This is a genomic window from Ruegeria sp. CDSA241 (assembly GCF_059611265.1).
Window position 1 is genome coordinate 44,544 of record NZ_JBXWPF010000005.1, and the last position, 25,217, is coordinate 69,760.

The window sequence follows — 25,217 nt, forward strand, 5'->3', positions numbered from 1 at the left end:
AGAGACAGACATGGAATTGACCCGCGATCTTCCACTAGAACATGACCAATCGGGATTGCTATTTATTGACGTGCAGAACTTTGCAGCCCACAGGGATGGTGCCGAATTCGAAGGGCTGACAAATGCCGATTTTGACGCAAAGTTTGGCTGGTTTTTTGAGCAGCTGAAATCCCGTATCGTACCTAATATGCAAGCCTTGCAAAAGGGATTTCGCGCGGCGGGAATCGAGGTTCTTTATACAACGATTGAAAGTCTGACCAAAGACGGGCGCGACAGATCTCTGGATTACAAAATCACGGGCTTCAACGTGCCCAAAGGATCCTGGGACGGCAAGGTGATCGACGAACTGGCACCAGCCGATGATGAGATCGTGTTTCCAAAATCTTCGTCCTCAGTCTTTGTCTCGACCCACATAGATTACGTGTTGCGCAATCTCGGCATAAAGCAATTGGTGCTGGCGGGGATCGTGACCGATCAATGCGTCGAAAGCGCAATTCGCGATGCCTGTGATCTGGGCTATCTGGTCACCCAAGTGACGGATGCTTGCATGACCTACACGCAAGAGCGTCACGACAATTCCCTGCAAACGATCAAAGGCTACTGCCGTCAGGTGACGACAGCCGAATTGCTTGACGAAATCGGTCGTGGCTAGGTCGGTGAGGCGCCCAGCCGATCCGTTTGACGGCGCGTATCAGGCGTTACCCACACCCGTTTTCTCGCCAAATTCCGATTTTTCCCTGCGCGTCAGTCCAACCTGTCATCATCCAAAAAAGTCGCTCAGAAATATTTGGCGAGGCACACTCAAAACAGCATGTGAGATCAGAGACAAACCAACACTTTTCGGTAAAACGTCCAAGCATTATCTGCCCTCACCACATGTTTTCCTTGATGCAGCGAATGCCAGTTTCAGAGTGACATAGTAAAAAGGCTACATAAGTGGTCACGGATTTGCCGATACACAAAGTAAATGCCAGGTTGAAACCATTTTTTTGATCGGTATCGGGGCCTTGGGAACAGCGTTAGGGCCACGAGCGTTGTAATTGCGGCTCCAAGTGGTTACATAGGGAACACTAAAGTTCTGGTTTTCTGCAGCCCAGGCGTATCGCCTGCTAGAGTGAACTAAGTTCTTCCATCATGAAAATTCAGCTGTCACGTCCTCTACTTGGATTTGATGTTTGGGAAAGTTGCCGATGTTATCGCGCACGACCACATCGCTTGTGATGTTAGTTGATCCGTTTGTGGTGATCAGACGCACCGATGGCTTGCCAATAAACCACAACGCAACCGTTGATCAAATGAGCTTCCGATAGGCAAGAACTGCGCCTATCGACCATCGCGTCCTGAGAATGGCCTGGGCGCAAGATTAAGATTGCGCAGAAAGACATAAAACAGCGAGGCGGCGCTTTCTCCGCCAGAGGAACTAAAATGACATTTCCAGAATGGACGAAACCAGGCATCTACGGTGCTTTGTGTGGTGCGGTTGCGGTCTCAATCCTTGGCTTTACCTGGGGCGGATGGACAACCAGCGGCAGCGCTCAAGAATTGGCGAAAGACCATGCAAGCGAAGAAGTAACGCTTGCGATGGTGCCGGTCTGCCTGAACAGGTCAACCGCTGACCCCAAGCGCGAAGAAATAATCGAAACACTGCAAGAGGCCTCTGGCTTTAACCGCCGCAAGGCCATGATGGATACAGGTTGGGCAACACTGCCGGGGTCAGATTCGCCAAGCCGCGACCTCGCAGATGCCTGTATCGCGGGGCTTGAGCTGGATGGATCATAAGGCAAAGGCAATGCCGCAACTCTTTCGGACGGCTTGGCGCGCAAATCTGTCACTAGGCATTCAGATGAGTGCGGTGCTGATTGGGTTTACACTCTGTGCTTTGCTTTTATTTTCGATGCCTGCATTCGCTCAATCTACATCGCAATCGGTGCCAGAAAATGCCACTGCAACAAGTTACGGTGACGGTTGGAAATGCAACGCCGGGTATAGGTTGAGTGGCGACATCTGCGCAGCTGTCGTAGTGCCAGAAAATGCCTATCCGACCAACCGTACCTATGGTTTAGGTTGGGAATGTCTTCATGGTTTTCGCGAGAACGATGAAGCGACCTGTGTTGCGGTGATTGTACCCGATGGCGGATTCCTTGATTCATCAGGTGAACGCTGGCATTGCTCTCGCGGTTTTCTCAAAATCGACGATACGTGCCAAGAAATTGTCGTACCCGCAAACGCTTATCTGGCTGATACGACCTATGGACCCGCGTGGGAATGCAAACGTGGGTTCGAAGCATTGGACGACCGTTGCGTCGCCATTGTGGTCCCGGCTAACGCGTATTTGAATTCATCAGGATACGGCCAACCCTGGACATGTGAACGTGGATATTTTGTAAAGGATGGCACGTGCGCGGCCGTCGTGATCCCTGAACATGCCTACTTGGACGATGCAACGTACGGCACGGGATGGAAGTGCGAGCGGGGATACGCGACCTCAGGTGTGAATTGCGAAACAATAGAGCTTCCTGCGAATGCCCATCTTGACAGGTCCGGAAACCGTTGGAACTGCAACAAGAATTTCAAGTCATCTAAAGGTCTGTGCGTTCTCGATAACTGAGCGCGCGGCGCGACTATTTCGACTTTGGTATCCGATGGTGACGACCGTGTTGCCTTGGGTGTCGACCACACAAAGGAAACATCATGAAAACCGACTTTAACGTGGCAAACACGATCCGTCGTCCTGTTAGCGGGGCGCAGGCGCCGCCATTTACCAGCGACGAACCCATAAGATCAACTTCTGCCACTCAGATCATCTTGCCGCCAACTGCGATTGTCTATTGCCAAGGTAACTTTGCCAAGGCGGATGGCAAAACTGCAAATGGCCTCGTTCGCCATTCAGAGGCCTATAGGATCCTGTCTGTCATAGATAGCGATCACGACGGCAAAGACAGCGGGTTGGTTCTTGACGATACTGTAAACCACATTCCGGTCTTCAGAAGTCTGGACGCTGCTGTTGTCCATGAAGCTGTAATCCCGGATACCCTCATTTACGGGATGGCACCATCTACGGGCAGGCTCTCATCGACAGATCGTGACGTTGTTCTCGACGCGATATCACTTGGTATGAACATCGTCAGTGGATTGCATGAGTATCTGGGCGATGATCCAGAAATCGCCTCTTTTGCGGCCGAACGCAAAGTCACCATCCGAGATATTCGCAAACCTAAACCCAGCAAGGATATGCGCCTGTTCGATGGGAGTATTTCTGGTGTGAAAGCACTGCGCATAGCGGTTCTTGGGACCGACTGCGCCATCGGAAAGCGGACAACAGCGACTGTTTTAGCCCGTGCCTTGAACACAAGAGGCATCAAGACTGTCCTTGTTGGTACGGGCCAGACAGGTTTGATGCAGGGTGCAAAATATGGGGTGGCAATGGATGCCGTACCACCGCAGTTCTGTTGCGGCGAACTTGAAGGCGCGATCGTCGACGCTTCCGAGTCTGAACGACCCGATGTCATATTGATCGAAGGTCAAGGGGCGTTGAGCCATCCGGCATTCTGCACATCCGCCTTTATCCTGCGGGGCAGCCAGCCGGACGCCGTAATCCTCCAGCACGCTCCAAAGCGCGCGCATCGCTGTGACTTTCCCAATATGCCGATGCCCAAGCCTGCAAGTGAGATTGCCCTAATCGAAGCATTTGCTGACACAAAGGTCATTGGTGTCACGCTCAATCATGAGGGGATGTCCGAGGCCGAGGTAACCGACACGATCGCCGCACAGTCACAAATACTCGGGCTGCCTGTAACGGATGTACTCAGCCGGCCGGCTTCGCATTTGCTTGCAATGGTTGTTGCCGCTTACCCTGGGTTACGTCACTCCACACCCGTGGCTGCGATATGAGTACCCCTCGCATTGAGGTGCATCTGAGCAAGATACGTCACAATGCGAAGACTGTTGTCGAGCGCCTCAAGACACGCGGCATCGGTGTCACCGGTGTGACCAAGGCAGTGTGCGGGCATCCGGCCATCGCTCAGGCAATGCTCGACGGCGGCGCTGTGGGGCTTGCGGAAGCGCGGCTTAGTAACGTGCGAAGGTTACGCAACGCGGGCATGACATGCCCGATCACATTGATCCGTACACCAACGCTGAGCCAGGTCGATCAGGTCATCCAATACTGTGAGGCGAGCTACAATACAGAAATCCTCGTGATTACCGCTCTGGCCGCCGCCGCGATCCGGAAAGACTGCATTCACGGCATTATCCTGATGGTTGAGATGGGCGATCTGCGCGAAGGGATCATGCCAAAGGACCTCGGCTCGGTTGCACAGCAAGTGGTGGACATGCCCGGCGTTACACTGAAAGGCATCGGAGCGAACTTTGCATGTCTGGGGGGAATTGCCCCGAATGCTGCAGATATGGAGGCCCTATCTGACCTGGCTAATGAAACAGAGGGGCAGTGTGGTCCCTTCCTTCACACGGTATCTGGCGGAAACTCGGCCAACCTTCCTTGGGCCCTCGGCGGACACCCAGCTTGTCGCATCAACGATCTAAGGCTGGGGGAAGCAATACTTCTGGGCGTTGATCCGGTTTCCGGAGATCAAATAGGCGGGATGTATACGGATGCCTTCATACTTATCGCTGAGGTAATTGAAACAGGGTCCAAACCTGCATCTCACCCTCAGAGCATCTGCGATCCGGTATTCAAAAGACTTCACCTCGTCCCGAAAAGCGGACAGAGCACACAAATAATTCTGGCCGTTGGTCAGCAAGATACGGACATTTTGGGGCTTTCGATGCCCCCTGGATACAGGTTTATCGGTGCAACAAGCGATCATCTTGTCGTTGGCACTTACCATTCGACGCAAAGCGTAGGATCGGAAATGAAGTTCCAAATGAACTATAGTGCATTGATGAATGCTATGTCCGCTCCTGACGTTAAGACAAAGCTGCTCCGTGGCAGTCATTCACGACATGCGCATGTCTCTCAAGGATCAGGCAATCACCTGGCATCGATTTGAACACTCAACTGATAAATGCACCGTTGAAAACGGTTAGGAGAATAACCATTGGCAAAGCTGACAAAAAAAACTGTCTTCAATGCACACGTTCCCAAGGCGGAAACACCGATGGACAAAACAACGCGGATCGTTAGAGAAATGGTCAACGAAGAAGCAGAGCAAAGACAGATCAAGAATGCCCGGCTCCGCAAAACTCGGCTCGAAAGGGATGCGAATACATTATCTGAAGCCTGTCCGCCGAAGCCCGTCAAAAAGCGGTGACAGGATTGTCGCCCCTTCTTTTTGCGCGACTGGAATTATCGAAACACGAACAAAGCGGCTAGCGAGCATTGTTTTTCCCATGCATCAATCGCACCCATACTCATTTTACGGATACTGCCATGACAATCTCAGATGAGAGCTCAGAAAAAATTCACTATATCTGCCAGACATATGTGGAAAATAAGCCCGGTCGCGGAGGGCAAGGAAACTTGAAAATTGGTAAGCAATTTGAATATTCCACGGCGGCAGAGGCACAAAACAGAGCAGAAAGGGAAGCGCTATCCGACGATTGCGCTGGCGCTGATGCCTACATGGTCAGTGAGGACCCGAACAGTGGCGAGGTCGGGGCGCCGAGTTTCATCATTAGGCTTGGAAATGTTCCGGAATTTGATGAGTTTTAGATCTTGAGCAGGCTTCAGTTTAACTCTCTAAATTCACATTGATTGCGGCATTAGATCGACCAAAAACAAATCTATTTGGTGCCAGAAAAACAGACCATTTTGGGCGTGGGTTTTGCCAAGAAACTGCGCCATGAATACCGGAAAAAAGCAGTTTTTAGTGTAGGTGCAGCGAGAAATCCCAAGGTGCAGGTCGGGCTCGTTTGATACTTTCGTGGTATCCAGCGTAAAGGATCGTTCACTTACTTCGATCCAGATTTTGACGTGAAGGCCAAAGCGATCTGGCCTTTCATATTGTGCAACAACTCGATTGAGTAGAGGTATTGCGCATCTGGGACATGCGTCAGATTTGTTCGACCTTCACGGAATCAAGCGGGTAGAAGGCGACATGGCCTTTGATGTCTAAGGCAGAATGGATCGGGTCTTCATAGCTCCAAGCAGCGTTTTCAGTGACCGAGGATTTGTTGACGATCGAAAAATGCGTGGCTTGGCCCTTGTGTTTGCACTGCGTGACCTTGTCGGTAACATCCAGAAATGCCATCGCGATATCGGTACGAGGGAAATAGATGACCGGATCAAGATTGCCCTCGAGCAATTCCAGAGCATTTGTGGTTTCACCCAGAATGGCGCCTCCTGAACGGACGCTCCATTTGCCTGGTGTCTTGCGAATGGTGATCTCGGTCATCTTTGCTCTTCCTCTGGTCCGGTTTCCCGCTTGTCCACTGCCCGGTATATGTAACGATGCGATGTCAGATCGGTGCGGTTGCGGCATCCAACCACAGTTGGGCGTCATCTCCCAGCCTTGGTCGAACTTTTTCGGCAACTTCGCGGTGATATGCGTTCAGCCAGTCGCGTTCGACTGCCGTCAGCATATCGGTCAGAACCAAGCGTCGGTCGATAGGGACATAGGTCAATGTGCGCCATTCCAACATGGGACGTTCCGCGTCACCACTGGGCAGGGTAGGGGCAGATTGCACCACCAAAAGGTTTTCAATCCTGATTCCAAACGCACCTTCGCGGTAGTAACCCGGCTCATTCGACAAGATCATGCCCGGCAGCAAGGGCTCATGGCTGGCTTTGGACAGACGCTGAGGGCCCTCATGCACACTCAGATAGGCACCGACGCCGTGCCCGACACCGTGATTAAAGTCCTGACCCGCTGCCCATAGGGGCATACGCGCCACGGATTCGATATCACGTCCAGCCAACCCGGCAGGCCAGCGCAGCATAGACATGGCGATCATGCCTTTCAGCACGCGAGTAAAGCAGGCTTTTTCTTCTTCACCCACATTGCCGATAGCAATGGTCCGGGTAATATCAGTCGTGCCATCCAAATATTGTCCGCCGCTGTCCAGCACCAGGATATGACCGTCTTGCAGCAGGCTGTCGGTTTCCTCGGTCACCCGGTAATGCATGATCGCGCCATTGGGTCCTGTCCCTGCAATCGTATCGAACGAGATATCCTGCAGGGCATTATCCTTGCGCCGGTTCTCCTCAAGCCGAGTGACCACCTGCGTTTCCGTAACATCGCCAGCGGCTTGCGCATCCAGCCAGCACAGCGTTTCGATCACAGCGACAGCATCGCGCAGATGTGCCTCGGCACTGCCTGCGATTTCGGCAGGGTTCTTGCAGGCTTTGGGCAGCGCACAAGGGTCGCCGCCATCGACCATCTGCCCTTCTAGTACATCGGCCACTGCCTGTGGCAGCGTACCAAGATCAACCTGAACCTTACCGTCAAGCGCTGCGACAGCCGTCAAAAACGTGTCCGGCGCATGAACTGTGACTGAATCGGCCATCGCCACGTTCAGCTTTTGGTGCGCCATGAACAGATCCACGCGGCCATCCGCATGCAGTATAGCAAACCCATGCGCCACCGGGTTGTACCCGATATCGGAGCCCCGAATGTTCAACAACCACATGATCGAGTCGGGCAGGGTAATCACCGCTGCGCCACAGCCCGTGTCCTGCAGGGACTGCGCCAGACGCGCGATTTTGCTGTCTGCGCTTTCGCCCGCGAATTCGATCGGGTGCAGCTTTACCGGGTTCATTGGTGGATCGGGTTGATCCCACCAAACCCGGTCCACCAGATTGTCGCTGCGCACCAGTGTAATATCTCGGCCTTCAAGGTCGGTCTGCGTTTTCGCGATCTGACCCGCCGAATGTAGCCACGGATCAAAGCCAACCCGACCACCCTGCGGGAGTTGTTCCGTTAGCCACGCGGCAAGGCTGACCTCGGGCCATGGAACAGGTGTGTAATCGGCGGCGACCTGCGCTTTGACCTGCGTGCGATAACGTCCGTCAATGAAGACGCCGGCCTTATCTGCCAAAACCACGCAGAACCCGGCCGAACCTGTGAACCCGGTCAGCCAGGCAAGCCGTTCGTCGCGCGGGGCCACATACTCGCCTTGATGCACATCTGCGCGCGGGACCAAGAAACCGTCCAACCCATCGCGTGTCAATTCGGTCCGCAGATCGGCCAGCCGAGGCGGGCCCTGTTCCGGCCGTGCGGTCACGGCGAAGGACTGAAACATGTCATACCTCTATCAGTTTGGAGCGCGCGACGCCATGTTATGGAAAAGGCGATTCAGCCTACTCTCTTCATTCCCATCACCCGCGCTCGTGCGCGCGGATCACTGTCAAACAGAGCGGCCAGTTGCTCGGTCATGGCTCCGGCCAGTTGCTCGACATCCGTGATGGTCACGGCGCGGTCGTAATACCGGGTCACGTCATGGCCGATGCCGATGGCAAGCAATTCCACCATCTTGCGCTTTTCGACCATCCCGATCACATCGCGCAGGTGCTTTTCCAGATAGTTTGCAGGGTTCACGCTGAGCGTTGAATCATCGACCGGCGCCCCGTCCGAGATTACCATCAAAATCTTGCGCTGCTCGCGCCGTGCCGTCATCCGGCGATGCGCCCATTCCAGCGCCTCGCCGTCGATATTTTCCTTCAGTAGCCCTTCTTTCATCATCAGCCCCAGATTGGGCCGGGCGCGTCGCCACGGGGCATCCGCGCCTTTGTAGATGATATGGCGTAGATCGTTCAGACGACCGGGCTGCTGTGGGCGGCCATCGTTCAGCCAGGCTTCGCGCGCCAGCCCGCCTTTCCACGCTCGCGTGGTAAAGCCCAGAATCTCGACCTTGACGTTGCAGCGTTCCAGCGTGCGTGCCAGAACATCCGCGCAGATCGCCGCGATCGAAATAGGTCGCCCGCGCATCGAGCCCGAATTATCCAACAGCAGCGTCACCACCGTATCGCGGAATTCAGTATCCTTCTCGACCTTAAAGCTCAGCGGTGTGGTTGGGCTTGCAACAACACGCGCCAGACGGCCGGCGTCCAGAATGCCTTCTTCGCGGTCGAACTCCCAGCTGCGGTTCTGTTGCGCCTGCAACCGGCGCTGCAATTTGTTGGCCAAACGGCTGACGGCACCTTTCAGCGGTTCTAGCTGTTGATCCAGATAGGCCCGAAGGCGTTCCAGCTCAGCGGGCTCCGCCAGATCCTCGGCGGCGATCTCTTCGTCATGGGTGCTCAGGTAGACCTTATAGTCGGGATCAGCATCGGATGCAGGCGGAGGGGCAGGCGGCTCCAGCGGGGCCTCGCCCTCGGGCATCTCGGCCTCTTCTCCCATTTCATCCTCGGCCATCTCATCCATGGAGACTTGGGCCTGAGACTGATCCTGCTGTTCTTCCTGTGACTGCTCAGGGGTCGCATCCGCGTCCTGTTCGTCCTGATCATCCTGACCAGTGCTGTCGGGGTCGGGCTGTTCTTCGGCGTCGTCTTCGGCCTGATCTTCCTGATCTTCGTCCAGCTCATCCGGGTCATCGCCCAGCTGATCGCCATAGCCCAGATCCTTGATCATCTGGCGTGCAAACTTGGCGAATTCGGCCTGGTCCGAAAGCACCTCGTCAAGGTTCTCCAGTACGCCCCCTGCCTGATCTTCGATAAACCCGCGCCACAGGTTCATGACATTGTCAGCCGCAGGCGGCAGGTCGCGACCAGTGGCCAGATGCCGGATCAGATAGCCGGCGGCCACCGAAAGAGGCGCGTCAGCTGGCTGTTTGCATTGATCATACCCACGCCGGATCGCTTCGTGCCCGATCTTGACGTCGATGTTGGACGCAGTGCCTGGCATGTCCCGCGCACCCATCGCTTCGCACCGGGCAACCTCCATCGCCTCGTACAGATCGCGGGCCATGTCACCTGGAGGCGCATAGCGATTATGAGTAGCATCATCGTGATAGCGTCGCTGCAAAGCCAAAGCATCCGCGGTCCCGCGCGCCAACAGAACCTCTTCCCGCGTCATGCGCCGCGAGACCTGAGGCAACCGCATCGACTCACCCGACAGGCCCGACGGGTCGACCGTATAGCTCACCGTAAGTTCCGGATCGTCGGCCATCACTTTGGTGGCTTCGGCCAGAGCTTTCTTGAACGGATCAGCGGGGTTGTCTTTGGGTTTGCTCATCGGTGGCAGGTCCGGTCTTGTTCTACTCGGGCAACCTAGAGCCAATCATAGGTCTTGACCATAGGGTCGGCCTTGTTTTCCGGGTAATCAGCGGCACGCCCGAATTGCAAAAACGCCAGACCTGTAGAAAAGAGGCAACGCCCGGCTTCTGCGTGGCCTGTGATTCTAACTGGGGGTGACTTTTCCGTCAGTACAATGCAAAACGAACGGTACACGAACGCGTGATATAGTTATTTGTTTGGGACGGTTTAATGGGACTCAGAAGACAATTTCGAAAATTGTTCGGGATCAAAAGACAGACTATAGAATTACAGCCCTCGGGCTGGCTAGCCGAGAATGTTTTCTGTCAGTCACCCTCAACGCCGCTGAGTGAGATAGTTCACGTTTTCGATCCCAAATACAAAGATCCTGACCCAATCAACCTGGTGCATATCGTCAATTTCTTTTCTGTCGACGGAGCGATGAATGATGTCCAGCGCGCTACGTTGGATAGCATGGTGACTGCCAAATCAGATCCGTTGGCTGGTGAAGGTGAAACAACTTTGGTGCAGGTTCCGGTGCATGGGGACGAAGATCTGATTCAAGCCCATTACGGCCTGCAAGTTGCGACAAAACTGGAACGCACGGTTCTGGATGTCGGAACGTTTCGAATTCCTCGGCCTTTGCCACTTTTGTTTGATGTTCTGGAAAAGGGTGCATCCGTTGCTAAACCCGGAGATTTTGTAATCTACACTAATGCAGATATTTGTCTTCAGCCCTATTTTTATGGCGCGGTACGTCAGCTTATTGCGGGTGGTTTCGATGCCATCACGATCAATCGTCGGACATTTGGCGATGCGCATGGGTTTTCCCATGACCCCCTGTCTATGGGCGAGGTTGGTATGCAGCATCCGGGTTTCGACTGCTTTGTTTTTTCCAAAGAAGTTTTCGATCAATTTGTTCGCACAGATTCCTGCCTCGGGATGTCTGGGGTCATACAGCCAATGCTATTCAATCTCGCTGCGCACTCGAAACGAATGCTGATGCTCAAGAATGTCAGTCTGACGTTTCATTTCGGCGATGATCGGCCGTGGAAAACCCAGGACTTTGATGATTATGCCATGCATAACTTCACAGAGGCGGCGGATAGTTTAACCAAATTGGCGGAAGACGTCAGTAAACGCGGTCATCTTCGCGAGTTCTGTGACAATCACATTGGAATCTGGAAACTTGACGACGATGGATTGTTGGCTCCAGATGCGGCTCAAGAAGTTGCACAGGCACATTTGGCCAATAATGCATAAAAGCTAACTTTCGTAGCTTTTGATGATGTGGCCCTGCAAGAGCTTCCGAAAGCCTGTGCCACGCACAAGCCCCCGGAAATTCCGTATATTTTGTTATCCCAAGCTGGTGCTTGCAGCGCTTTCCGGGAGTTCCTCGTCAAAACACCGCTGATAGAACTCGGCCACTGTCTGGCGCTCCAGCTCGTCGCATTTGTTCAGAAAGGATAGGCGGAAAGCATAGCCGACATTGCGGAAAATCTCGGCGTTTTGGGCCCAGTTGATTACCGTTCGGGGGCTCATCACGGTCGAAAGATCACCGTTCATGAACGCGGTCCGAGTCAGATCGGCAACGGTGACCATCTGAGCGACGATCTTGCGGCCCTCGGCAGTGTTGTAATGCGGTGCTTTGGACAGAACGATCATCGTTTCTGCGTCATGGCTAAGGTAGTTCAGCGTCGCGACCAGAGACCAACGGTCCATCTGGGCTTGGTTGATCTGTTGTGTGCCGTGATACAGGCCGGTCGTGTCACCCAGCCCAACAGTATTGGCGGTGGCAAACAGGCGGAAATACTTGTGCGGGGTCAGAATCTCGTTCTGGTCCAGCAGGGTCAGGCTGCCATTGGTTTCCAGAACGCGCTGGATCACAAACATCACGTCTGCGCGCCCGGCATCGTATTCGTCAAAGACGATAGCAACAGGGTTACGCAGAGCCCAGGGCAGAATTCCTTCGTGGAAATCCGTGACCTGCTTGCCGTCGCGCAGTTTGATCGCGTCCTTGCCGATCAGGTCGATCCGGCTGATATGGCTGTCGAGGTTCACACGCACAGCCGGCCAATTCAGGCGTGCGGCAACCTGTTCGATATGGGTCGATTTACCGGTGCCGTGATAACCCTGAATCATCACGCGGCGGTTATGGGTAAACCCTGCGAGGATTGCCAGCGTCGTATCTGGGTCGAACTTATATGTCGGGTCGATCTCGGGAACCCGTTCTGTCTGTTCGTAAAAGCGTTTGACCTGCATGTCAGAATCGATGCCGAACACATCTCGGACCGAAATCTCTTCTGTTGGTTTTGCGTTTGCGTCAATCGGCCAATCCATGCCTGTCGTCCTTATCCTGATACCGCGGCCCCCGCGCGGGCTTCTGAACCCGTGTGTGGTGCAACATATTGCGGGTAAGGGCAAGGGGAAGCGGCGAGGCTAAAAGACTGAGGCGCAGTTTCATTCGTATTGACGCGCTCGGCATACCGCCTCCGTTCGTTTCAGATAAAGGCACAGTGCCCAATCGGATTACACATAAGGAGATGGTCTTGGTGAAATTGCACTTTTACATCAGGCGATATTGTTGGCCAGCAGGCAACACTATGCATTCAAATATGAAAATATCACTTAGTTTGGGGGTAACTGTGTTTTAGACTGAACATATTGGTGAGTTTTGATGGGTTCCGAGTGAGGTAGTTTATGAGAAGCTTGGTTAAGGCTGCTTTTAGTTCTGTACTTTCCATGGTCATTTGTTGGCGCATTCGGTCGTCAGCATCCTGGGCCTGACCAATGGCTTTTGATGCCCTTCTCCATACTGTCAACAGCACTGGCCGCGGAGACCTGATCGTTCAGGACACGACCGTTCCTGCCATTATCTCTGGCTCTACGATCTCGTTCGATGGTGGGGCAACGTTCCAGACCTACACATATCTTGGCCAAGGCAATTACCGTGGCACAGGGGAATCTGGCGAGTTCATTCGGGTGGGCGGCCAGGTTTATGCCTGGGACACGGCGAACCCGACGGGCCCGATGACATTGGGGAACTGGAAGATCACGACCTCGGATCTTGATCCAACAGACCCGCCTTGTTTTGTTTCCGGGACTTTGATTGATACCGACAACGGACCGGTCCCGGTCGAGAAATTGGTTGTTGGCGACAGGGTGCTCGTCTCGAATGGCGGGGCACTGCCTATTGTCTGGATCGGCAAAAGGGCTCTTAGCACTATGGCTTTGCACAGCAGGCCAAAGTTCAGACCTGTCTGCATCCGGAGAAATGCCCTGGGCAAAGGGGTGCCGGATCAGGATTTGTACGTGTCGCCTCAGCATCGGATCGTGCTGGAAGGCTGGCGGGCCGAGTTATTGTTTGGCGAAGCAAAGGTTTTTTCGGCTGCCATCCATTTGGTCAATGGCGATACGGTCTATCAAGTGTCGCCCGATAAGCCGGTAGAATATTTTCACATTGCCTGCGAACGGCACGAGATTTTGACATCCAATGGCGTGCGCAGCGAAAGCCTGTTTCTGGGCGACAGGGCGCTGCAATCCTTTCACCGCGAAGACGTCGACGAATTGCGCGCGCTATTCCCTGAACTGTGTGCTGAGGCGTCGGTTCCTCGAACGCGGTTACGTTGCTTGAAACGCCCCGAAGTGCTGGCGCTGCAGGGTATGGCCAGCAATTAAAACGCCTATTTAAAGTTCCGGCTGTCTTTGATCTGGTCCCAGGCCCAGACAACTTCTTGCAGCTGCTCTTCCTGCGAGCGGTCGCCGCCGTTCATATCGGGGTGCAACACCTTGATCAGCTTTTTATAGGTCTTTCGGATTTCGGCCTTGGACCAGCTGTCATTGGCTTCCAGAATCTCGATAGCGCGACGTTCGGTCGGGGGCAGGCGGCGGCCGCCTCCGCCTGTAGTGCGCCCTTTGTTCTGGGTACTGTTCGCGCCCAGCACCTGGTGCGGGTCTTCGATTCCCAAACGGGCCCAGGCACGTGCCTCGGGATCGCCCATGGGTTTGGTTTCACGCTCCCAGACTTTGTCCTTAGACTGTTGAGCATTCATTTCGGCCTCGGTCGTGCCGTCGAAGAAATTCCATTTCTGGTTATACTCGCGCACATGCTGCTGGCAGAACCAGAAGAAATCATCCAAAACATCCGGTGCTTTCGGGGCCCGAAATTTACCAGGCTCTTCACAGCCCTCATGGTCACAGATTCGCACCGAAGTTTCAGACGCGCCAGACATACCACGCCGTCCACGCGGGTTTTTTTTCTTCGCGCTGGAGACGGACATATCGAATCCAAATGGGTCTGATTTCGTCATGCTATGATCCTTAAGAACGCATCTTCTCGACTCGGAGGCAGCAGTTTAGTCTAAGCAGCCGAAAGTAGAAGAGGGGGGCGGTAATATTTTTGCCGCTGAGCGTAAAAATGACCGTGACCGAAGAAATGCGAAGCCGCCTGCAATCGGCGTTTGATCCACATGAGCTTGAAATCGTTGACGACAGCGAAAGCCACCGCGGGCATGCCGGATTCCAAGAAGGTGGTGAAAGCCATTTCAACATCCGAATCCGCGCAGCTGCATTCGAGGGGCAATCTCGCGTTGCCCGCCACCGCGCAGTGCACAAGGCGCTTGGAGATATCGTGCCGCGGATCCATGCTCTGGCATTGGATATCGGTGTTTAGGCAGGCTTTTGTAACGCGGCCCGGAACGGTCGCACCCCTGCAGCGAAGACAATTTGCGTGTTTTGCCGTGATCGTTCAGAGATTGGTACAGGGTCGCGGGTTGGATAGGTGAAAGCCGGCCGGTAATTTTTCGGTGTTTTGGTGATTTCGACCGGTTTCTTGCACTGATTGCAACAAATCAGGAAATTCAGCCTGAATGTGAAAACATTCCATGCATAACAGTTGCTCGAACGCGGGCCCTAATCTACCCTCCTTTGACGGGATGTTTTTCAGGTATTTGGTTTTGAGAGTTCTTTTTGTGCAGGCTGGATTTGGGCCTGGGGGGGCAGAGAAAGTAATCGCGATGCTTTCAGGGCATTTTGCCCGGCGCGGTTGTGCTGTCCACGTCACCGGTTTTCAGATGCCGACCGATGGTCCCTATTTCCCGATGCATCTCGATGTTGAACTCAGCGTTGCAGAAAAGGCGACGGGACAGGCGTCACGTATTACGCATATCCGCTCTGTCATAAAGAAATTCCGACCGGACGTTGTAATCTCATTCCTGACCAAGGTGAATGTTCAGACTCTTCTGGCAAGCGTTGGAACCGGGATTCCCGTTATCATTTCTGAACGCAACAATCCGCTGCGACAGGACGCACATCCCCTTTGGGCACCGCTTCAGGGGATTGCGGGGATAAAGGCAGCAAAGGTTGTCGGGCTGACACATCGCGGATTGGCGGATCTTCCCTTCACTTTGCGCAAGAAGGGGATGGTTATTCCGAACCCGATCCTCCCCTTTGAGCGAGTTGAATCCTCTGGCACGAGGCGGGGTGTGCAACTGGTTGCGGTTGGCCGCCTCGTTCGGCAAAAGGGGTTCGACATGTTGCTGCAGTCGATGCAGCGTATTCATTCCCAAGCTCCAGATACCAGGCTGATTATCTATGGTGAGGGCAGCGAGCGGGAAAATCTGCAGAAACTGCGCGATGATCTGGGGCTACAGTCGGTTGCTCGGCTGCCGGGCAATACGATCGAGGTCGGGGAATGGGCGCAGCGCGCGGACATTCTGGTAGCGACCTCGCGGTTCGAAGGGTTTCACAATGTCGTCGCTGAGGCGGCGGTCAGCGGGATACCAGTCGTGTCTTTCGATTGCGATTACGGTCCGTCAGAGTTCATTCAAAACGGACGGAACGGATATCTGGTTCCCGTCAACGATGTCAGTGGTTTGGAACAGGCAGTGCTGAAGCTGATCCATGAACCCGACCTCAGGGCGCAGATGTCCAAGGTGTCACCTATGCTAAAGGCCGATCTGTCCCCAGATCAGGTCTTTGCCCAATGGGACACGCTAATTCGCGACGTCACGAGCTGAGATTCAAAACGCTACTCCTGACAGCCGTTTTTTTTACAGACCCGGTTAGGGCAATCAGGTTTTTTGACCTTCAGTCTCTGCAGTTTCGACTTCCGATTTTTCTGTTTCAGCACCTTTCAGCGACAAAGGCGGCTCTTTGGCCTGTTCCGCAATGGGGGCCGGGGCCTGAACGGTATCGGGACCAGGAACAGGTTGAGCAAGAGCAACGCCATCCTTCGTTTCGGTCGGGCCAGGTGTCGGGGCAACAGGCACATCAATTTCACGGCGAAATATCAGCACATTGCGCCAGTTCACGGTGCTGCCAGTCAGGCCGGAGCGTTCCTCGCTGGGCAACAACTCGGCGCGTTGATATTCCCAGCCATCCTGCCCCATCTGGTTTAGCACTTGTTCAATAGAAGCAGCGAAACGTCCCTCGGCTGACTTTTCACCCTTGGTCTTGGCAGACTTTTGGGGGGAAGGGACAACTTTGTATTCGTAGCGGGGCATCGGAATTCCTACCTGTAAGTTCTGGGTAATCTAGCAGGTTGATCACAATGGGAAAGTCATCATAGCGCGGCGGGCGAATTCCGGCACATCTGCTGGTGCGGGCCTGGTGCCACAAATGACAAGCGGCGGGACTTTGCGCAAAGGCTAAAGTCCCGCCGCCGAAATCAGTAAAACCGAAAGATCTACGATCCCAGTTTCTTGGCAATCAGCTCGTTGACGGCCTTGGGATTTGCCTTGCCACCAGTCGCCTTCATCACCTGACCAACGAACCAGCCGGCCAGTTTCGGGTTTACCTTGGCCTTCTCGACCTGTGCCGGATTGGCGGCTATGATCTCGTCCAAAGCGGCCTCGATCGCGCCGGTGTCCGTCACCTGCTTCATGCCGCGGTCTTCGACGATCTGCGCCGGATCTCCGCCTTCGGTATAGACGATTTCGAACAGGTCCTTGGCGATCTTGCCCGAGATTGCGTCCGAGGAAATCAGGTCGATGATGCCGCCAAGCTGTGCAGGTGAAACCGGCGAGTCGGTGATCTCGTGATCTTCCTTTTTCAGGCGGCCAAACAGTTCGTTAATGACCCAGTTTGCGGCCAGTTTGCCATTGCGTCCTTTGGCGACCTCTTCGAAATAGGCAGCTGATTCCACATCGGCGGTCAGTACCGACGCATCATAGTCGGTCAAGCCGAACTCGCTGATAAACCTTGTTTTTTTGTCGTCCGGCAGCTCGGGCAGCTTGGCGGCAATGTCGTCCACCCAAGCCTGTTCGATCTCCAGCGGTAGCAAGTCAGGGTCGGGAAAATAGCGGTAATCATGCGCTTCTTCCTTCGACCGCATCGAGCGGGTTTCGCCCTTGTCCGGGTCATACAGGCGGGTTTCCTGGTCGACCTTACCACCCCCTTCGACGATGGCGATCTGACGGCGGGCCTCGACCTCAATGGCTTGCTGGATGAAGCGCATCGAGTTCATGTTCTTGATCTCACAACGGGTGCCCAGATGCGAGAAATCCTGTGTTTCCTGATACTTTTCATAGGCCCCCGGCAAACAGATCGAGACGTTCACGTCTGCCCGCAAATTGCCGTTCTGCATGTTGCCATCACAGGTGCCCAGATAGCGCAGGATCTGACGCAACTTGGCGATATAGGCGGCGGCCTCTTCCGGGCCGCGAATGTCGGGGCGGCTGACGATCTCCATCAGGCAAACACCGGTTCGGTTCAGGTCGACGAAGGACATATGCGGGTCCATGTCGTGGATCGACTTTCCCGCGTCCTGTTCCATGTGGATGCGTTCGATCCGCACCATGCGCGCTGTGCCGTCGCCCATCTCGACCAAAACTTCACCTTCGCCGACAATAGGCTGATAAAGTTGGGAAATTTGGTAACCTTGCGGCAAATCAGGGTAGAAATAGTTCTTGCGGTCAAAGGCCGATTTCAGGTTGATTTCTGCCTTCAGGCCCAACCCGGTGCGTACCGCCTGCTCAACGCAATACTCGTTGATCACCGGCAGCATCCCCGGCATTGCCGCGTCCACGAAGGCCACGTTCGAGTTCGGCTCGGCCCCGAATTGGGTCGATGCGCCCGAGAACAGCTTGGCATTGGATGAGACCTGCGCATGCACCTCCATCCCGATTACCAGTTCCCAATCGTGCTTGGCCCCGGCAATGGTTTTGGGCTTAGGCATTTCATATGTCAGGTCGAGCATGGCGCGCCTCATTTCCGCAGAAGTCTAAGCCTGCGTATTAGGCCCGGCGCGCCAAAGGGGCAAGGGGGAATCAGTGTCCGGACAGGTGCAACCCTGTCGGAGTAAAGGTCACATCCATGCCGCTGCGCAGTTCCTCGCGAAACAGGTCGCCGATTGCCCGCAACGCATCGCGGTGCCCGCGGGCTGCAAACCGTTCGGGCGAGTTGATGCGGACCGAGTTATTGAACCCTTGTGCCGCATGGGCCCAGATCAGCGGATGCAGTTCGGTCAGGTGATCACGGATCAGCCAGTTGGCCGCGTCGTGGATCTGAGCGCGCACCGCGTCGGCCTTTTCATTCCCTCCAAGGCCGTTCTGGATGGTTATCGCACAATAGGCAGCCAGCATATTGACCATCTGCTGGTCGGGGCGGTTGCGCAGTATATCGTGCAAACCCTGCAGGAAGTATTCGATATCCAACCGTGCGCAGGCTTCGTCGTCTAGGGCGATGGCATCAAACTGGACCCAAGTGTAGCCACCGGCGCCCCAAAGGTCATGGGTACGGGCTGCATTGCGCAGGGCCTGAACCTCAAGCTCTTCATAGCTGCCGAACCAGCGTGGCAGCAGATGAGTGCCCATTGCACGCATATGGCGTTGGTTATGCGGGTCCAACGTAATCAACTGTTCATACTGATCAGCCACGCGCAGATTGGACTTGCGCTGACCTGCCAGCAGAGCACAGCCAACAGCCGCAACCAGCACATTGTTGGGCGCGGCTTCGCGGCATTTTGGCAGGATATCGGCCGCGCGGTCGAAATGGGCGGTGCAGCGAGACCGGTGTAAGGGGGGAAGAACTGCGTTTGTCGCAGTGCCACGCCACGCCCAGGCCAGGTCAATATGCGCCATAGCCACAACAAGGGCGATCATCGGATCATCCTCATGCGCCCGCATTTCATCCTCTAGCTCAGAAATTCCGCCAAGAAGATCATAGTCTGACAATGCCCGATAATCGGACAGAGCGTGTTCGGCCGCCAGCACCACATCGGACCGAGCGCCGAATGCCAGCAAATCCGCGATTGGCATCCCATCGGGCGCAGTTTCGCGTGCGTCATCGGCGGCACGCATCTTTGCAGAAAGGTCTGCCCACCGATCCTGACGGGCCAGATCGCGGCCAAGTTCGATGACGTCCTGACCGATCAGTTCATCGGCCGAGACATTTGCGACGGGGATATTTACCGAACCCTGATCTGGCAGAGCAGCGGCCAGCACTGCATCGGCCGCGTCGAAATCTGACGCAATTTTCAAGGATGGATGTGGAACGCGGGCCTTTTGGGCCATCAGAAACCGGAACATGCTTACACTCGAAACAAAAAAAATCGTAACCTAGCTTTAAAGACTGGCCTCTATTTGGCTCAAATTCAAGCTACAACCGTCTTATTGTCGCTTTGTTCCGGTCAATGTGCCCTGAGGTTCGGGATCGTTTCAAAATGGGCCGAAATGATGCCGTTCAACCTTTAGACCAGCCTCTTTCAGGCGGGACTCGAGTTCCTTATGCGGAGGGGTCGACTCATCGGGCAGGCGAATCTGCTTTTCCGAGGTCAGCACCAGCGACATGCGCACCGAGAAATCCCAGCGTGTATCCAGACGCACATGGTCGATTTCGCTCAATCTTACGCCAGCCTCGCGCCGCCCCGAGAACCACCGCAGCCCATCCTGATCCAGCCGGAGCCCCGAACGGGTGTTTTGTGCAAAGTCCCATAATGCGGGCAGGGTGAACAGGGCCAGCAGGCCAATCAGCCACCAGACGGCATCAAAGGCGATGACCAACACAGCCAGCGCGGCATAGACCGACAGTAGAATTGCGATGACCTGCGGTGACCTGTTATGCCGTGTATAGGAATAGGGGGTCATGCGTTCAGGATGCGCGTCACCATTTCGGTCGTGTCCCGTGAAAGGTCTGGCGTTTCGGCGATGCGGGTCAGCTGGTTGCGGATAAGGGCCTGGCGATCTGCGTCATAGCGCTTCCACGTCTGGAATGCCGAACACATCCGCGCCGTGGTCTGCGGATTGACCGGATCCAGTTTGATCAGCCAGTCCGCCAGCAGAGAATAACCAGCTCCATCAGCACGGTGGAAACCGGCGTGATTCGTCGCCAATGCCCCTAGAACAGCCCGGAAACGGTTCGGGTTCTTCCAGTTGAAATCCAGATGCCCGGTCAGGTGGCTTACGATATCTGCAGTCTCTGCCGGGGCTGACATCGCCACCTGCAGGCCGAACCATTTGTCCATCACCAGCCGGTCATCTTGCCACCGGTCATAAAATGCGTTCAGTTCCTGTTCCCCTTTGCCCGCACGCAACAGGCAGGACAAAGCCGAAAGCTGAAGGGTCATGTTATCGGCGCGCTGATAATCCTCGGCCGCTTTTGCACCCCCGTCCAGCCGTGAGGTCAACGCCAGTGCGGCCCCACCCAGAGCCCGCTGGCCAGCTTGTTCTGCGTCCGGGCTAAAGGGGGCTTCGATGCTGGTTTCGCTGTGCAGGCGGGGCAGCAGATCCTGAACGTGCTGGGCCGTTACCTGCCTCAGCGTTTCAACAGCGGTCCAAATGGCCATCGGGTCGGGCGTGACACCCTGTTCATGCATCATCGCAGCAAGTTCAGATTGGGACGGCAACCCCAGCATCAAGGCGCGATAAGACGGGTCAAGATCGCTGTCGCGCAATACGGCGAGGATGCCATCGAGATAATCCGTTTCCGGTGCCGCATCCGTCAAGATCATCTTGATCAGCGTGTCTTCGGCTAAAGATCGCCCCGCCTGCCAGCGGTTGAACGGGTCGCTGTCATGAGCCAGCAAAAAGGCCCGCTCAGCGCTGCTCTGGTCATGTTCCAGAATCACAGGGGCCGAGAAATCGCGCAGGATTGAGGCCGTGGGTTTGGGCGGATTGGCACCGGACACGCGTTCCGGTCCTTCGCAACCCTGCAAGCGCCAGCCTTCTACTGTGTATTCGAAAGCAAAGCTTTGGATTTCCTGCGTGAACTCCAGAATGGTTGTGGGCATGGTTTCATCCCCGTTCGCGCCGATCAGCCCGACCGCAACGGGGATAACCTGCGGCAGTTTTTCTGTCTGTCCGGGGGTCGGGTCGGTGCGCTGTCTCAGCGTCAAGGTGTAGATGCCATCAGTCCATTCTTCGGTCACCGATACGCGCGGGGTGCCAGACTGGCTGTACCAGCGTTTGAACTGGGTCAGGTCGCGACCTGTGGTGTCTTCAAACACCTTGATCCAGTCCTCGATGGTGCAGGCCTGACCGTCATGCCGATCAAAATACAGCTCCAGCGCCTGCGCATAGGCCTCGTCACCTACCAGACGTTTCAGCATGCCGATCACCTCGGCGCCTTTTTCGTAGACCGTCGCGGTGTAGAAGTTGTTGATCTCCTGAAAGCTCTCTGGCCTCACCGGATGTGAAAGCGGGCCGTTATCCTCGGCGAACTGGCGCGCCCGCAGGTCTATGGCATCGTGGATGCGCTTCACCGGGGCTGAACGCATGTCCGAGGTGAACTGCGCATCGCGGTACACCGTCAGACCCTCTTTCAAGCACAGTTGAAACCAGTCGCGGCAGGTGATGCGGTTGCCAGTCCAGTTGTGGAAATACTCATGCGCGATGATCGCCTCGATCCGTTCGAAATTCATATCGGTGGATGTCTCAGGGCTGGCCAGCACGGCGGACGAGTTGAAAATGTTCAGACCCTTGTTTTCCATCGCCCCCATGTTGAAATCATCGACGGCGACGATGTTAAAGACATCCAGGTCGTATTCGCGGCCATAGACGTCCTCGTCCCATTTCATCGACTTCTTCAGCGCCTCCATACCGAAGGCGCATTTTCCCTCATCGCCCGGGCGCACCCACAGGTTCAGTTCAACCTCGCGGCCCGATTTGGTTGTGAACTGACCGGGATGTGTAATCAGGTCGCCTGCGACAAGGGCGAACAGATAGGCGGGTTTGGGCCAGGGGTCATTCCATTCGGCCCAGCCATCCCCCTTGCCGGTCGGGTTGCCGTTCGAGAGCAGAACCGGCAACGCGCCATTAATGCGTACGGTGAAGATCGACATCACGTCGGGCCGGTCGGGATAGAAGGTGATCTTGCGAAACCCCTCGGCCTCGCATTGGGTGCAATACATGCCGTTCGACATGTAGAGCCCCTCAAGCGCAGTGTTGTTGCCTGGGTCGATTTCGACCTCGGCTTCCCAGACAAATGCCGCGTCGGGAACAACCGCTGTCAGGCCGGTCTCTGTGACGTCTGGAGTGATCTCAACCCCGTCAACAGTAGCACGGATCAGTTTCAGTTGCTCACCATGCAGGAAAAACTGACGGTCTAAGGCATCAGGATTGGGCCGGAAGGCGATGCGCGAAGTCACTCGGGTCGCATTTGGGGCCAGATCAAAGGTCAGATGTACGCTGTCCACCAGATAACCAAACGGTGTGTAGTCTTTCAGAAAGATCGTCGTGGGGGCTGCGTCGCGCATCGGTGGCCTCGAATGGGTTGGTATCAGGCGCGACGTTATGGGTTGCTGCGATGGGCTGCAAGCGGTGCAAGTAAGCTTGCTCAATAGGCGATAAGCATCTGTCGATGTCGAAGTGGCCTGACGACCAAAGACCCAAACTGACCAAGACATGTTGCCTATCGGAAATATCCGCCCTAATTGGGGCCTGTATACAACGGCGTACATACGAGGGAATGTGGCATGAGCAGCAGACGGATGCGGAGCGGACTCAAGGTCGACGGGATTCTGACCGAATTCATAGAAGGGCATGCTCTGTCTGGAACAGGCGTTGCGGCTGACACCTTCTGGAACGGGCTTGCGCAGATGGTTCACGAGTTGGGCCCAAAGAACCGTACACTTTTGGCAAAGCGGGCCGATATCCAGGGGCGCGTCGATGCCTGGCATCTGGAAAACAATGGCCAGCCGCATAATGCTGCCGCCTATCAGGATTTCCTGCGCGAGATCGGTTATTTGGTGGCTGAAGGCGGGGATTTTCAGATCGAAACTGACAATGTCGATCCCGAGGTCGCGTTGATTCCCGGTCCTCAGCTGGTGGTTCCTATTACCAATGCGCGTTTTGCACTGAACGCTGCGAATGCGCGCTGGGGCAGCTTGTATGACGCGCTTTATGGCACCGACGCGATGGGCGATCTTCCCGTCGGTGGTGGTTATGATGATGCGCGCGGAGCACGCGTGATTGCTTGGGCCAAAGCGTTTCTGGACGATGCCGCCCCGCTGGCCAGCGGATCGTGGGCTGAAATGTCAGAACTGCGCGTTGAAAATGGGGTTCTGGTGCCCGCGCTGGCAGATCCAGCGCAGTTTGTGGGTTTTGGCGGTGCCGCTGAAAACCCGGACTTTGTTCTGCTGAAGAACAACGGTCTGCATGTCAAAGTCGTGATTGACGCTTCCAGCACCATTGGCGCCACCGACCCGGCCGGTATTGCTGACGTGCATCTTGAATCGGCGCTGTCGACGATCATGGACTGCGAAGATTCAGTCGCCTGTGTGGATGCCGAGGACAAGGTGGTTGCCTATGGCAACTGGCTGGGCCTGATGAAGGGTGATCTGACCGAAGAGGTCAGCAAAGGCGGCACGACTTTTACACGCAAACTGGCCGATGACCTGACCTTTACCGCGGCGGACGGTGGCGCTGGTGTTCTTAAGGGCCGGTCGTTGATGCTGGTCCGCAATGTGGGGCACCTGATGACCAACCCTGCCGTTCTGGATGCCGAAGGGCGCGAGATCGGCGAAGGTCTGATGGACGCGCTGTGCACCACTCTGATTGCGATGCACGACCTGCAGCGCGATGGCGGCAACTCGGTCACTGGTTCAGTCTACGTGGTAAAGCCCAAGATGCACGGCCCCGAAGAGGTCGCCTTTGCCGTCGAAATTTTCGATATGGTTGAAGACATCCTCGGCCTGCCGCGCAACACCGTAAAGCTCGGTATTATGGATGAAGAGCGCCGCACCTCGGCGAACCTCAAGGAATGTATCCGCGCCGCCAATTCGCGCGTGGCCTTCATCAACACCGGCTTTCTGGACCGGACCGGGGATGAGATCCACACCTCGATGGAGGCAGGACCAATGCTGCCCAAGGGAGACATAAAGAACACGCCGTGGATTGCGTCTTATGAAGATCGCAATGTTGATATCGGTCTGGCATGTGGCTTGAAGGGCAAGGCACAGATTGGCAAAGGCATGTGGGCGATGCCCGACCGTATGGGTGACATGCTGGACGCCAAGATCGGTCACCCGAAATCGGGTGCAACTTGCGCCTGGGTGCCGTCGCCGACTGCCGCGACACTGCACGCAACACATTATCATAAGGTCAACGTCCTAGAGCGCCAGGACGAATTGGCTGCCGGTGGCGCACGTGGTACGCTGGATGATCTGCTGACCGTGCCTTTGCTGGGCGGCCGCAACCTCAGCGATGATGAGATTGCGCGTGAGATCGAAAACAACGCGCAAGGCATCCTGGGCTATGTGGTTCGCTGGGTCGATCAAGGCGTTGGCTGTTCGAAAGTGCCGGACATCAATGATGTTGGCCTGATGGAAGACCGTGCCACGTGCCGGATTTCGTCTCAGGCCTTGGCCAACTGGCTGCATCATGGCACTGTCGATGAGGCGCAAGTCATGGCCGCGATGCGGAAAATGGCCGTGGTGGTCGATCGGCAGAATGATAGCGATCCGGCGTATCGCCCAATGGCTCCCGGTTTCGACGGGATCGCCTTCCAGGCGGCCTGTGATTTGGTTTTCAAAGGCCGTGTTCAGCCTTCGGGTTATACCGAACCTGTCCTGCACGCCCGCCGACTGGAGATGAAAGCCAGCCTTTAACCCAACAGAAATGACTGGATCGAA

The 25,217-nt window shown here is 55.4% G+C and carries 22 protein-coding genes; 12 read left to right on the top strand and 10 right to left on the bottom strand.

Translation table 11 applies throughout. The features are described 5' to 3' along the window. The first annotated feature begins 10 nt into the window (after positions 1–10). From AC2FJV_RS05975 to AC2FJV_RS06005, 7 genes are all read left to right on the top strand, one after another. The gene (locus AC2FJV_RS05975) at positions 11–652 is read left to right on the top strand and encodes a cysteine hydrolase family protein (protein WP_281994901.1); all 642 of its coding nucleotides are present in this window, start codon (positions 11–13) and stop codon (positions 650–652) included. Positions 653–1,425: 773 nt separating this feature from the next. Continuing rightward, positions 1,426–1,779 carry a hypothetical protein gene (locus AC2FJV_RS05980; RefSeq protein ID WP_142635000.1) on the top strand — a complete coding sequence of 118 codons (354 nt, stop codon included), beginning with the start codon at positions 1,426–1,428 and terminating at the stop codon, positions 1,777–1,779. Beyond that, entirely contained in the window at positions 1,769–2,608 is an 840-nt protein-coding gene (locus AC2FJV_RS05985; protein WP_496713019.1) for a hypothetical protein, read from the top strand. The genes AC2FJV_RS05980 and AC2FJV_RS05985 overlap by 11 nt, the downstream gene beginning before the upstream one ends. Before the next feature lie 83 nt (positions 2,609–2,691). Continuing rightward, complete coding sequence (locus tag AC2FJV_RS05990) at positions 2,692–3,891, top strand: N-acetyltransferase DgcN family protein (RefSeq protein WP_281972778.1); 1,200 nt, start codon at positions 2,692–2,694, stop codon at positions 3,889–3,891. Further along, positions 3,888–5,009, top strand: coding sequence for an alanine/ornithine racemase family PLP-dependent enzyme (locus tag AC2FJV_RS05995; RefSeq protein WP_496689722.1), 1,122 nt, complete (start codon positions 3,888–3,890; stop codon positions 5,007–5,009). The genes AC2FJV_RS05990 and AC2FJV_RS05995 overlap by 4 nt, the downstream gene beginning before the upstream one ends. A gap of 48 nt (positions 5,010–5,057) precedes the next feature. Continuing rightward, positions 5,058–5,270 carry a hypothetical protein gene (locus AC2FJV_RS06000; RefSeq protein ID WP_281972780.1) on the top strand — a complete coding sequence of 71 codons (213 nt, stop codon included), beginning with the start codon at positions 5,058–5,060 and terminating at the stop codon, positions 5,268–5,270. Positions 5,271–5,389: 119 nt separating this feature from the next. Further along, positions 5,390–5,671: a hypothetical protein gene (locus AC2FJV_RS06005; RefSeq protein WP_142634991.1), complete on the top strand. Its 282-nt coding sequence runs from the start codon at positions 5,390–5,392 to the stop codon at positions 5,669–5,671. A gap of 340 nt (positions 5,672–6,011) precedes the next feature. Here AC2FJV_RS06005 and AC2FJV_RS06010 read toward each other — a convergent pair whose 3' ends face one another. The 3 genes from AC2FJV_RS06010 to cobT form a co-directional block, all read right to left on the bottom strand. Next, a complete protein-coding gene (locus AC2FJV_RS06010) occupies positions 6,012–6,353 on the bottom strand; it encodes a DUF427 domain-containing protein (protein WP_281972781.1) in 342 nt (113 codons plus the stop codon). 64 nt (positions 6,354–6,417) lie between these two features. Next, positions 6,418–8,199, bottom strand: a complete 1,782-nt coding sequence (locus tag AC2FJV_RS06015) for an aminopeptidase P family protein (protein WP_496713021.1) — start codon at positions 8,197–8,199, stop codon at positions 6,418–6,420. Between the two features lie 53 nt (positions 8,200–8,252). Further along, entirely contained in the window at positions 8,253–10,130 is a 1,878-nt protein-coding gene (gene cobT, locus AC2FJV_RS06020) for a cobaltochelatase subunit CobT (protein ID WP_142634986.1), read from the bottom strand. A gap of 251 nt (positions 10,131–10,381) precedes the next feature. On the opposite strand from cobT, the gene AC2FJV_RS06025 reads away from it, so the two are divergent. Continuing rightward, positions 10,382–11,413, top strand: coding sequence for a hypothetical protein (locus AC2FJV_RS06025; RefSeq protein ID WP_281972783.1), 1,032 nt, complete (start codon positions 10,382–10,384; stop codon positions 11,411–11,413). 93 nt (positions 11,414–11,506) lie between these two features. Here the strand turns inward: AC2FJV_RS06025 and cobS are convergent, their stop codons facing one another. Next, entirely contained in the window at positions 11,507–12,490 is a 984-nt protein-coding gene (gene cobS, locus AC2FJV_RS06030) for a cobaltochelatase subunit CobS (RefSeq protein ID WP_496690879.1), read from the bottom strand. Positions 12,491–12,940: 450 nt separating this feature from the next. Here cobS and AC2FJV_RS06035 point away from each other — a divergent pair, with 450 nt between their 5' ends. Next, complete coding sequence (locus AC2FJV_RS06035; protein WP_496690878.1) at positions 12,941–13,828, top strand: Hint domain-containing protein; 888 nt, start codon at positions 12,941–12,943, stop codon at positions 13,826–13,828. Positions 13,829–13,833: 5 nt separating this feature from the next. Here the strand turns inward: AC2FJV_RS06035 and AC2FJV_RS06040 are convergent, their stop codons facing one another. After that, the gene (locus AC2FJV_RS06040) at positions 13,834–14,460 is read right to left on the bottom strand and encodes a J domain-containing protein (RefSeq protein ID WP_496689725.1); all 627 of its coding nucleotides are present in this window, start codon (positions 14,458–14,460) and stop codon (positions 13,834–13,836) included. A gap of 107 nt (positions 14,461–14,567) precedes the next feature. Between AC2FJV_RS06040 and AC2FJV_RS06045 the strand changes: the two genes are divergently transcribed. Together AC2FJV_RS06045 and AC2FJV_RS06050 are read left to right on the top strand one after the other, a co-directional pair. After that, a complete protein-coding gene (locus tag AC2FJV_RS06045) occupies positions 14,568–14,822 on the top strand; it encodes a BolA family protein (protein WP_142634975.1) in 255 nt (84 codons plus the stop codon). A 262-nt stretch (positions 14,823–15,084) separates the two neighbouring features. Then, positions 15,085–16,167, top strand: a complete 1,083-nt coding sequence (locus AC2FJV_RS06050; protein ID WP_496713023.1) for a glycosyltransferase family 4 protein — start codon at positions 15,085–15,087, stop codon at positions 16,165–16,167. Positions 16,168–16,221: 54 nt separating this feature from the next. Here the strand turns inward: AC2FJV_RS06050 and AC2FJV_RS06055 are convergent, their stop codons facing one another. The 5 genes from AC2FJV_RS06055 to pepN all read right to left on the bottom strand — a co-directional run bounded on the left by AC2FJV_RS06055 (position 16,222) and on the right by pepN (position 22,841). Then, a complete protein-coding gene (locus AC2FJV_RS06055; RefSeq protein ID WP_496713025.1) occupies positions 16,222–16,653 on the bottom strand; it encodes a DUF4177 domain-containing protein in 432 nt (143 codons plus the stop codon). A 182-nt stretch (positions 16,654–16,835) separates the two neighbouring features. Then, positions 16,836–18,347 (bottom strand): Asp-tRNA(Asn)/Glu-tRNA(Gln) amidotransferase subunit GatB, encoded by a 1,512-nt coding sequence (gene gatB, locus AC2FJV_RS06060; protein WP_496713027.1) that lies wholly within the window; start codon positions 18,345–18,347, stop codon positions 16,836–16,838. A gap of 70 nt (positions 18,348–18,417) precedes the next feature. After that, positions 18,418–19,629 (bottom strand): hypothetical protein, encoded by a 1,212-nt coding sequence (locus tag AC2FJV_RS06065; protein WP_496713029.1) that lies wholly within the window; start codon positions 19,627–19,629, stop codon positions 18,418–18,420. A gap of 177 nt (positions 19,630–19,806) precedes the next feature. Next, complete coding sequence (locus tag AC2FJV_RS06070; protein ID WP_496693943.1) at positions 19,807–20,235, bottom strand: hypothetical protein; 429 nt, start codon at positions 20,233–20,235, stop codon at positions 19,807–19,809. After that, entirely contained in the window at positions 20,232–22,841 is a 2,610-nt protein-coding gene (gene pepN / locus AC2FJV_RS06075; RefSeq protein ID WP_496713031.1) for an aminopeptidase N, read from the bottom strand. The genes AC2FJV_RS06070 and pepN overlap by 4 nt, the downstream gene beginning before the upstream one ends. A 219-nt stretch (positions 22,842–23,060) precedes the next feature. Between pepN and AC2FJV_RS06080 the strand changes: the two genes are divergently transcribed. Beyond that, entirely contained in the window at positions 23,061–25,193 is a 2,133-nt protein-coding gene (locus tag AC2FJV_RS06080) for a malate synthase G (RefSeq protein ID WP_496713033.1), read from the top strand. Positions 25,194–25,217 lie beyond the last annotated feature (24 nt).

Bases quoted from the DNA above. Each gene is read 5' to 3' on its own strand.
- AC2FJV_RS05975 (WP_281994901.1), top strand. From the start codon at position 11: ATGGAATTGACCCGCGATCTTCCACTAGAACATGACCAATCGGGATTG.
- AC2FJV_RS05980 (WP_142635000.1), top strand. From the start codon at position 1,426: ATGACATTTCCAGAATGGACGAAACCAGGCATCTACGGTGCTTTGTGT.
- AC2FJV_RS05985 (WP_496713019.1), top strand. From the start codon at position 1,769: ATGGATCATAAGGCAAAGGCAATGCCGCAACTCTTTCGGACGGCTTGG.
- AC2FJV_RS05990 (WP_281972778.1), top strand. From the start codon at position 2,692: ATGAAAACCGACTTTAACGTGGCAAACACGATCCGTCGTCCTGTTAGC.
- AC2FJV_RS05995 (WP_496689722.1), top strand. From the start codon at position 3,888: ATGAGTACCCCTCGCATTGAGGTGCATCTGAGCAAGATACGTCACAAT.
- AC2FJV_RS06005 (WP_142634991.1), top strand. From the start codon at position 5,390: ATGACAATCTCAGATGAGAGCTCAGAAAAAATTCACTATATCTGCCAG.
- AC2FJV_RS06010 (WP_281972781.1), bottom strand. From the start codon at position 6,353: ATGACCGAGATCACCATTCGCAAGACACCAGGCAAATGGAGCGTCCGT.
- AC2FJV_RS06015 (WP_496713021.1), bottom strand. From the start codon at position 8,199: ATGTTTCAGTCCTTCGCCGTGACCGCACGGCCGGAACAGGGCCCGCCT.
- cobT (WP_142634986.1), bottom strand. From the start codon at position 10,130: ATGAGCAAACCCAAAGACAACCCCGCTGATCCGTTCAAGAAAGCTCTG.
- AC2FJV_RS06025 (WP_281972783.1), top strand. From the start codon at position 10,382: ATGGGACTCAGAAGACAATTTCGAAAATTGTTCGGGATCAAAAGACAG.
- cobS (WP_496690879.1), bottom strand. From the start codon at position 12,490: ATGGATTGGCCGATTGACGCAAACGCAAAACCAACAGAAGAGATTTCG.
- AC2FJV_RS06035 (WP_496690878.1), top strand. From the start codon at position 12,941: ATGGCTTTTGATGCCCTTCTCCATACTGTCAACAGCACTGGCCGCGGA.
- AC2FJV_RS06040 (WP_496689725.1), bottom strand. From the start codon at position 14,460: ATGACGAAATCAGACCCATTTGGATTCGATATGTCCGTCTCCAGCGCG.
- AC2FJV_RS06045 (WP_142634975.1), top strand. From the start codon at position 14,568: ATGACCGTGACCGAAGAAATGCGAAGCCGCCTGCAATCGGCGTTTGAT.
- AC2FJV_RS06050 (WP_496713023.1), top strand. From the start codon at position 15,085: ATGTTTTTCAGGTATTTGGTTTTGAGAGTTCTTTTTGTGCAGGCTGGA.
- AC2FJV_RS06055 (WP_496713025.1), bottom strand. From the start codon at position 16,653: ATGCCCCGCTACGAATACAAAGTTGTCCCTTCCCCCCAAAAGTCTGCC.
- gatB (WP_496713027.1), bottom strand. From the start codon at position 18,347: ATGCTCGACCTGACATATGAAATGCCTAAGCCCAAAACCATTGCCGGG.
- AC2FJV_RS06070 (WP_496693943.1), bottom strand. From the start codon at position 20,235: ATGACCCCCTATTCCTATACACGGCATAACAGGTCACCGCAGGTCATC.
- pepN (WP_496713031.1), bottom strand. From the start codon at position 22,841: ATGCGCGACGCAGCCCCCACGACGATCTTTCTGAAAGACTACACACCG.
- AC2FJV_RS06080 (WP_496713033.1), top strand. From the start codon at position 23,061: ATGAGCAGCAGACGGATGCGGAGCGGACTCAAGGTCGACGGGATTCTG.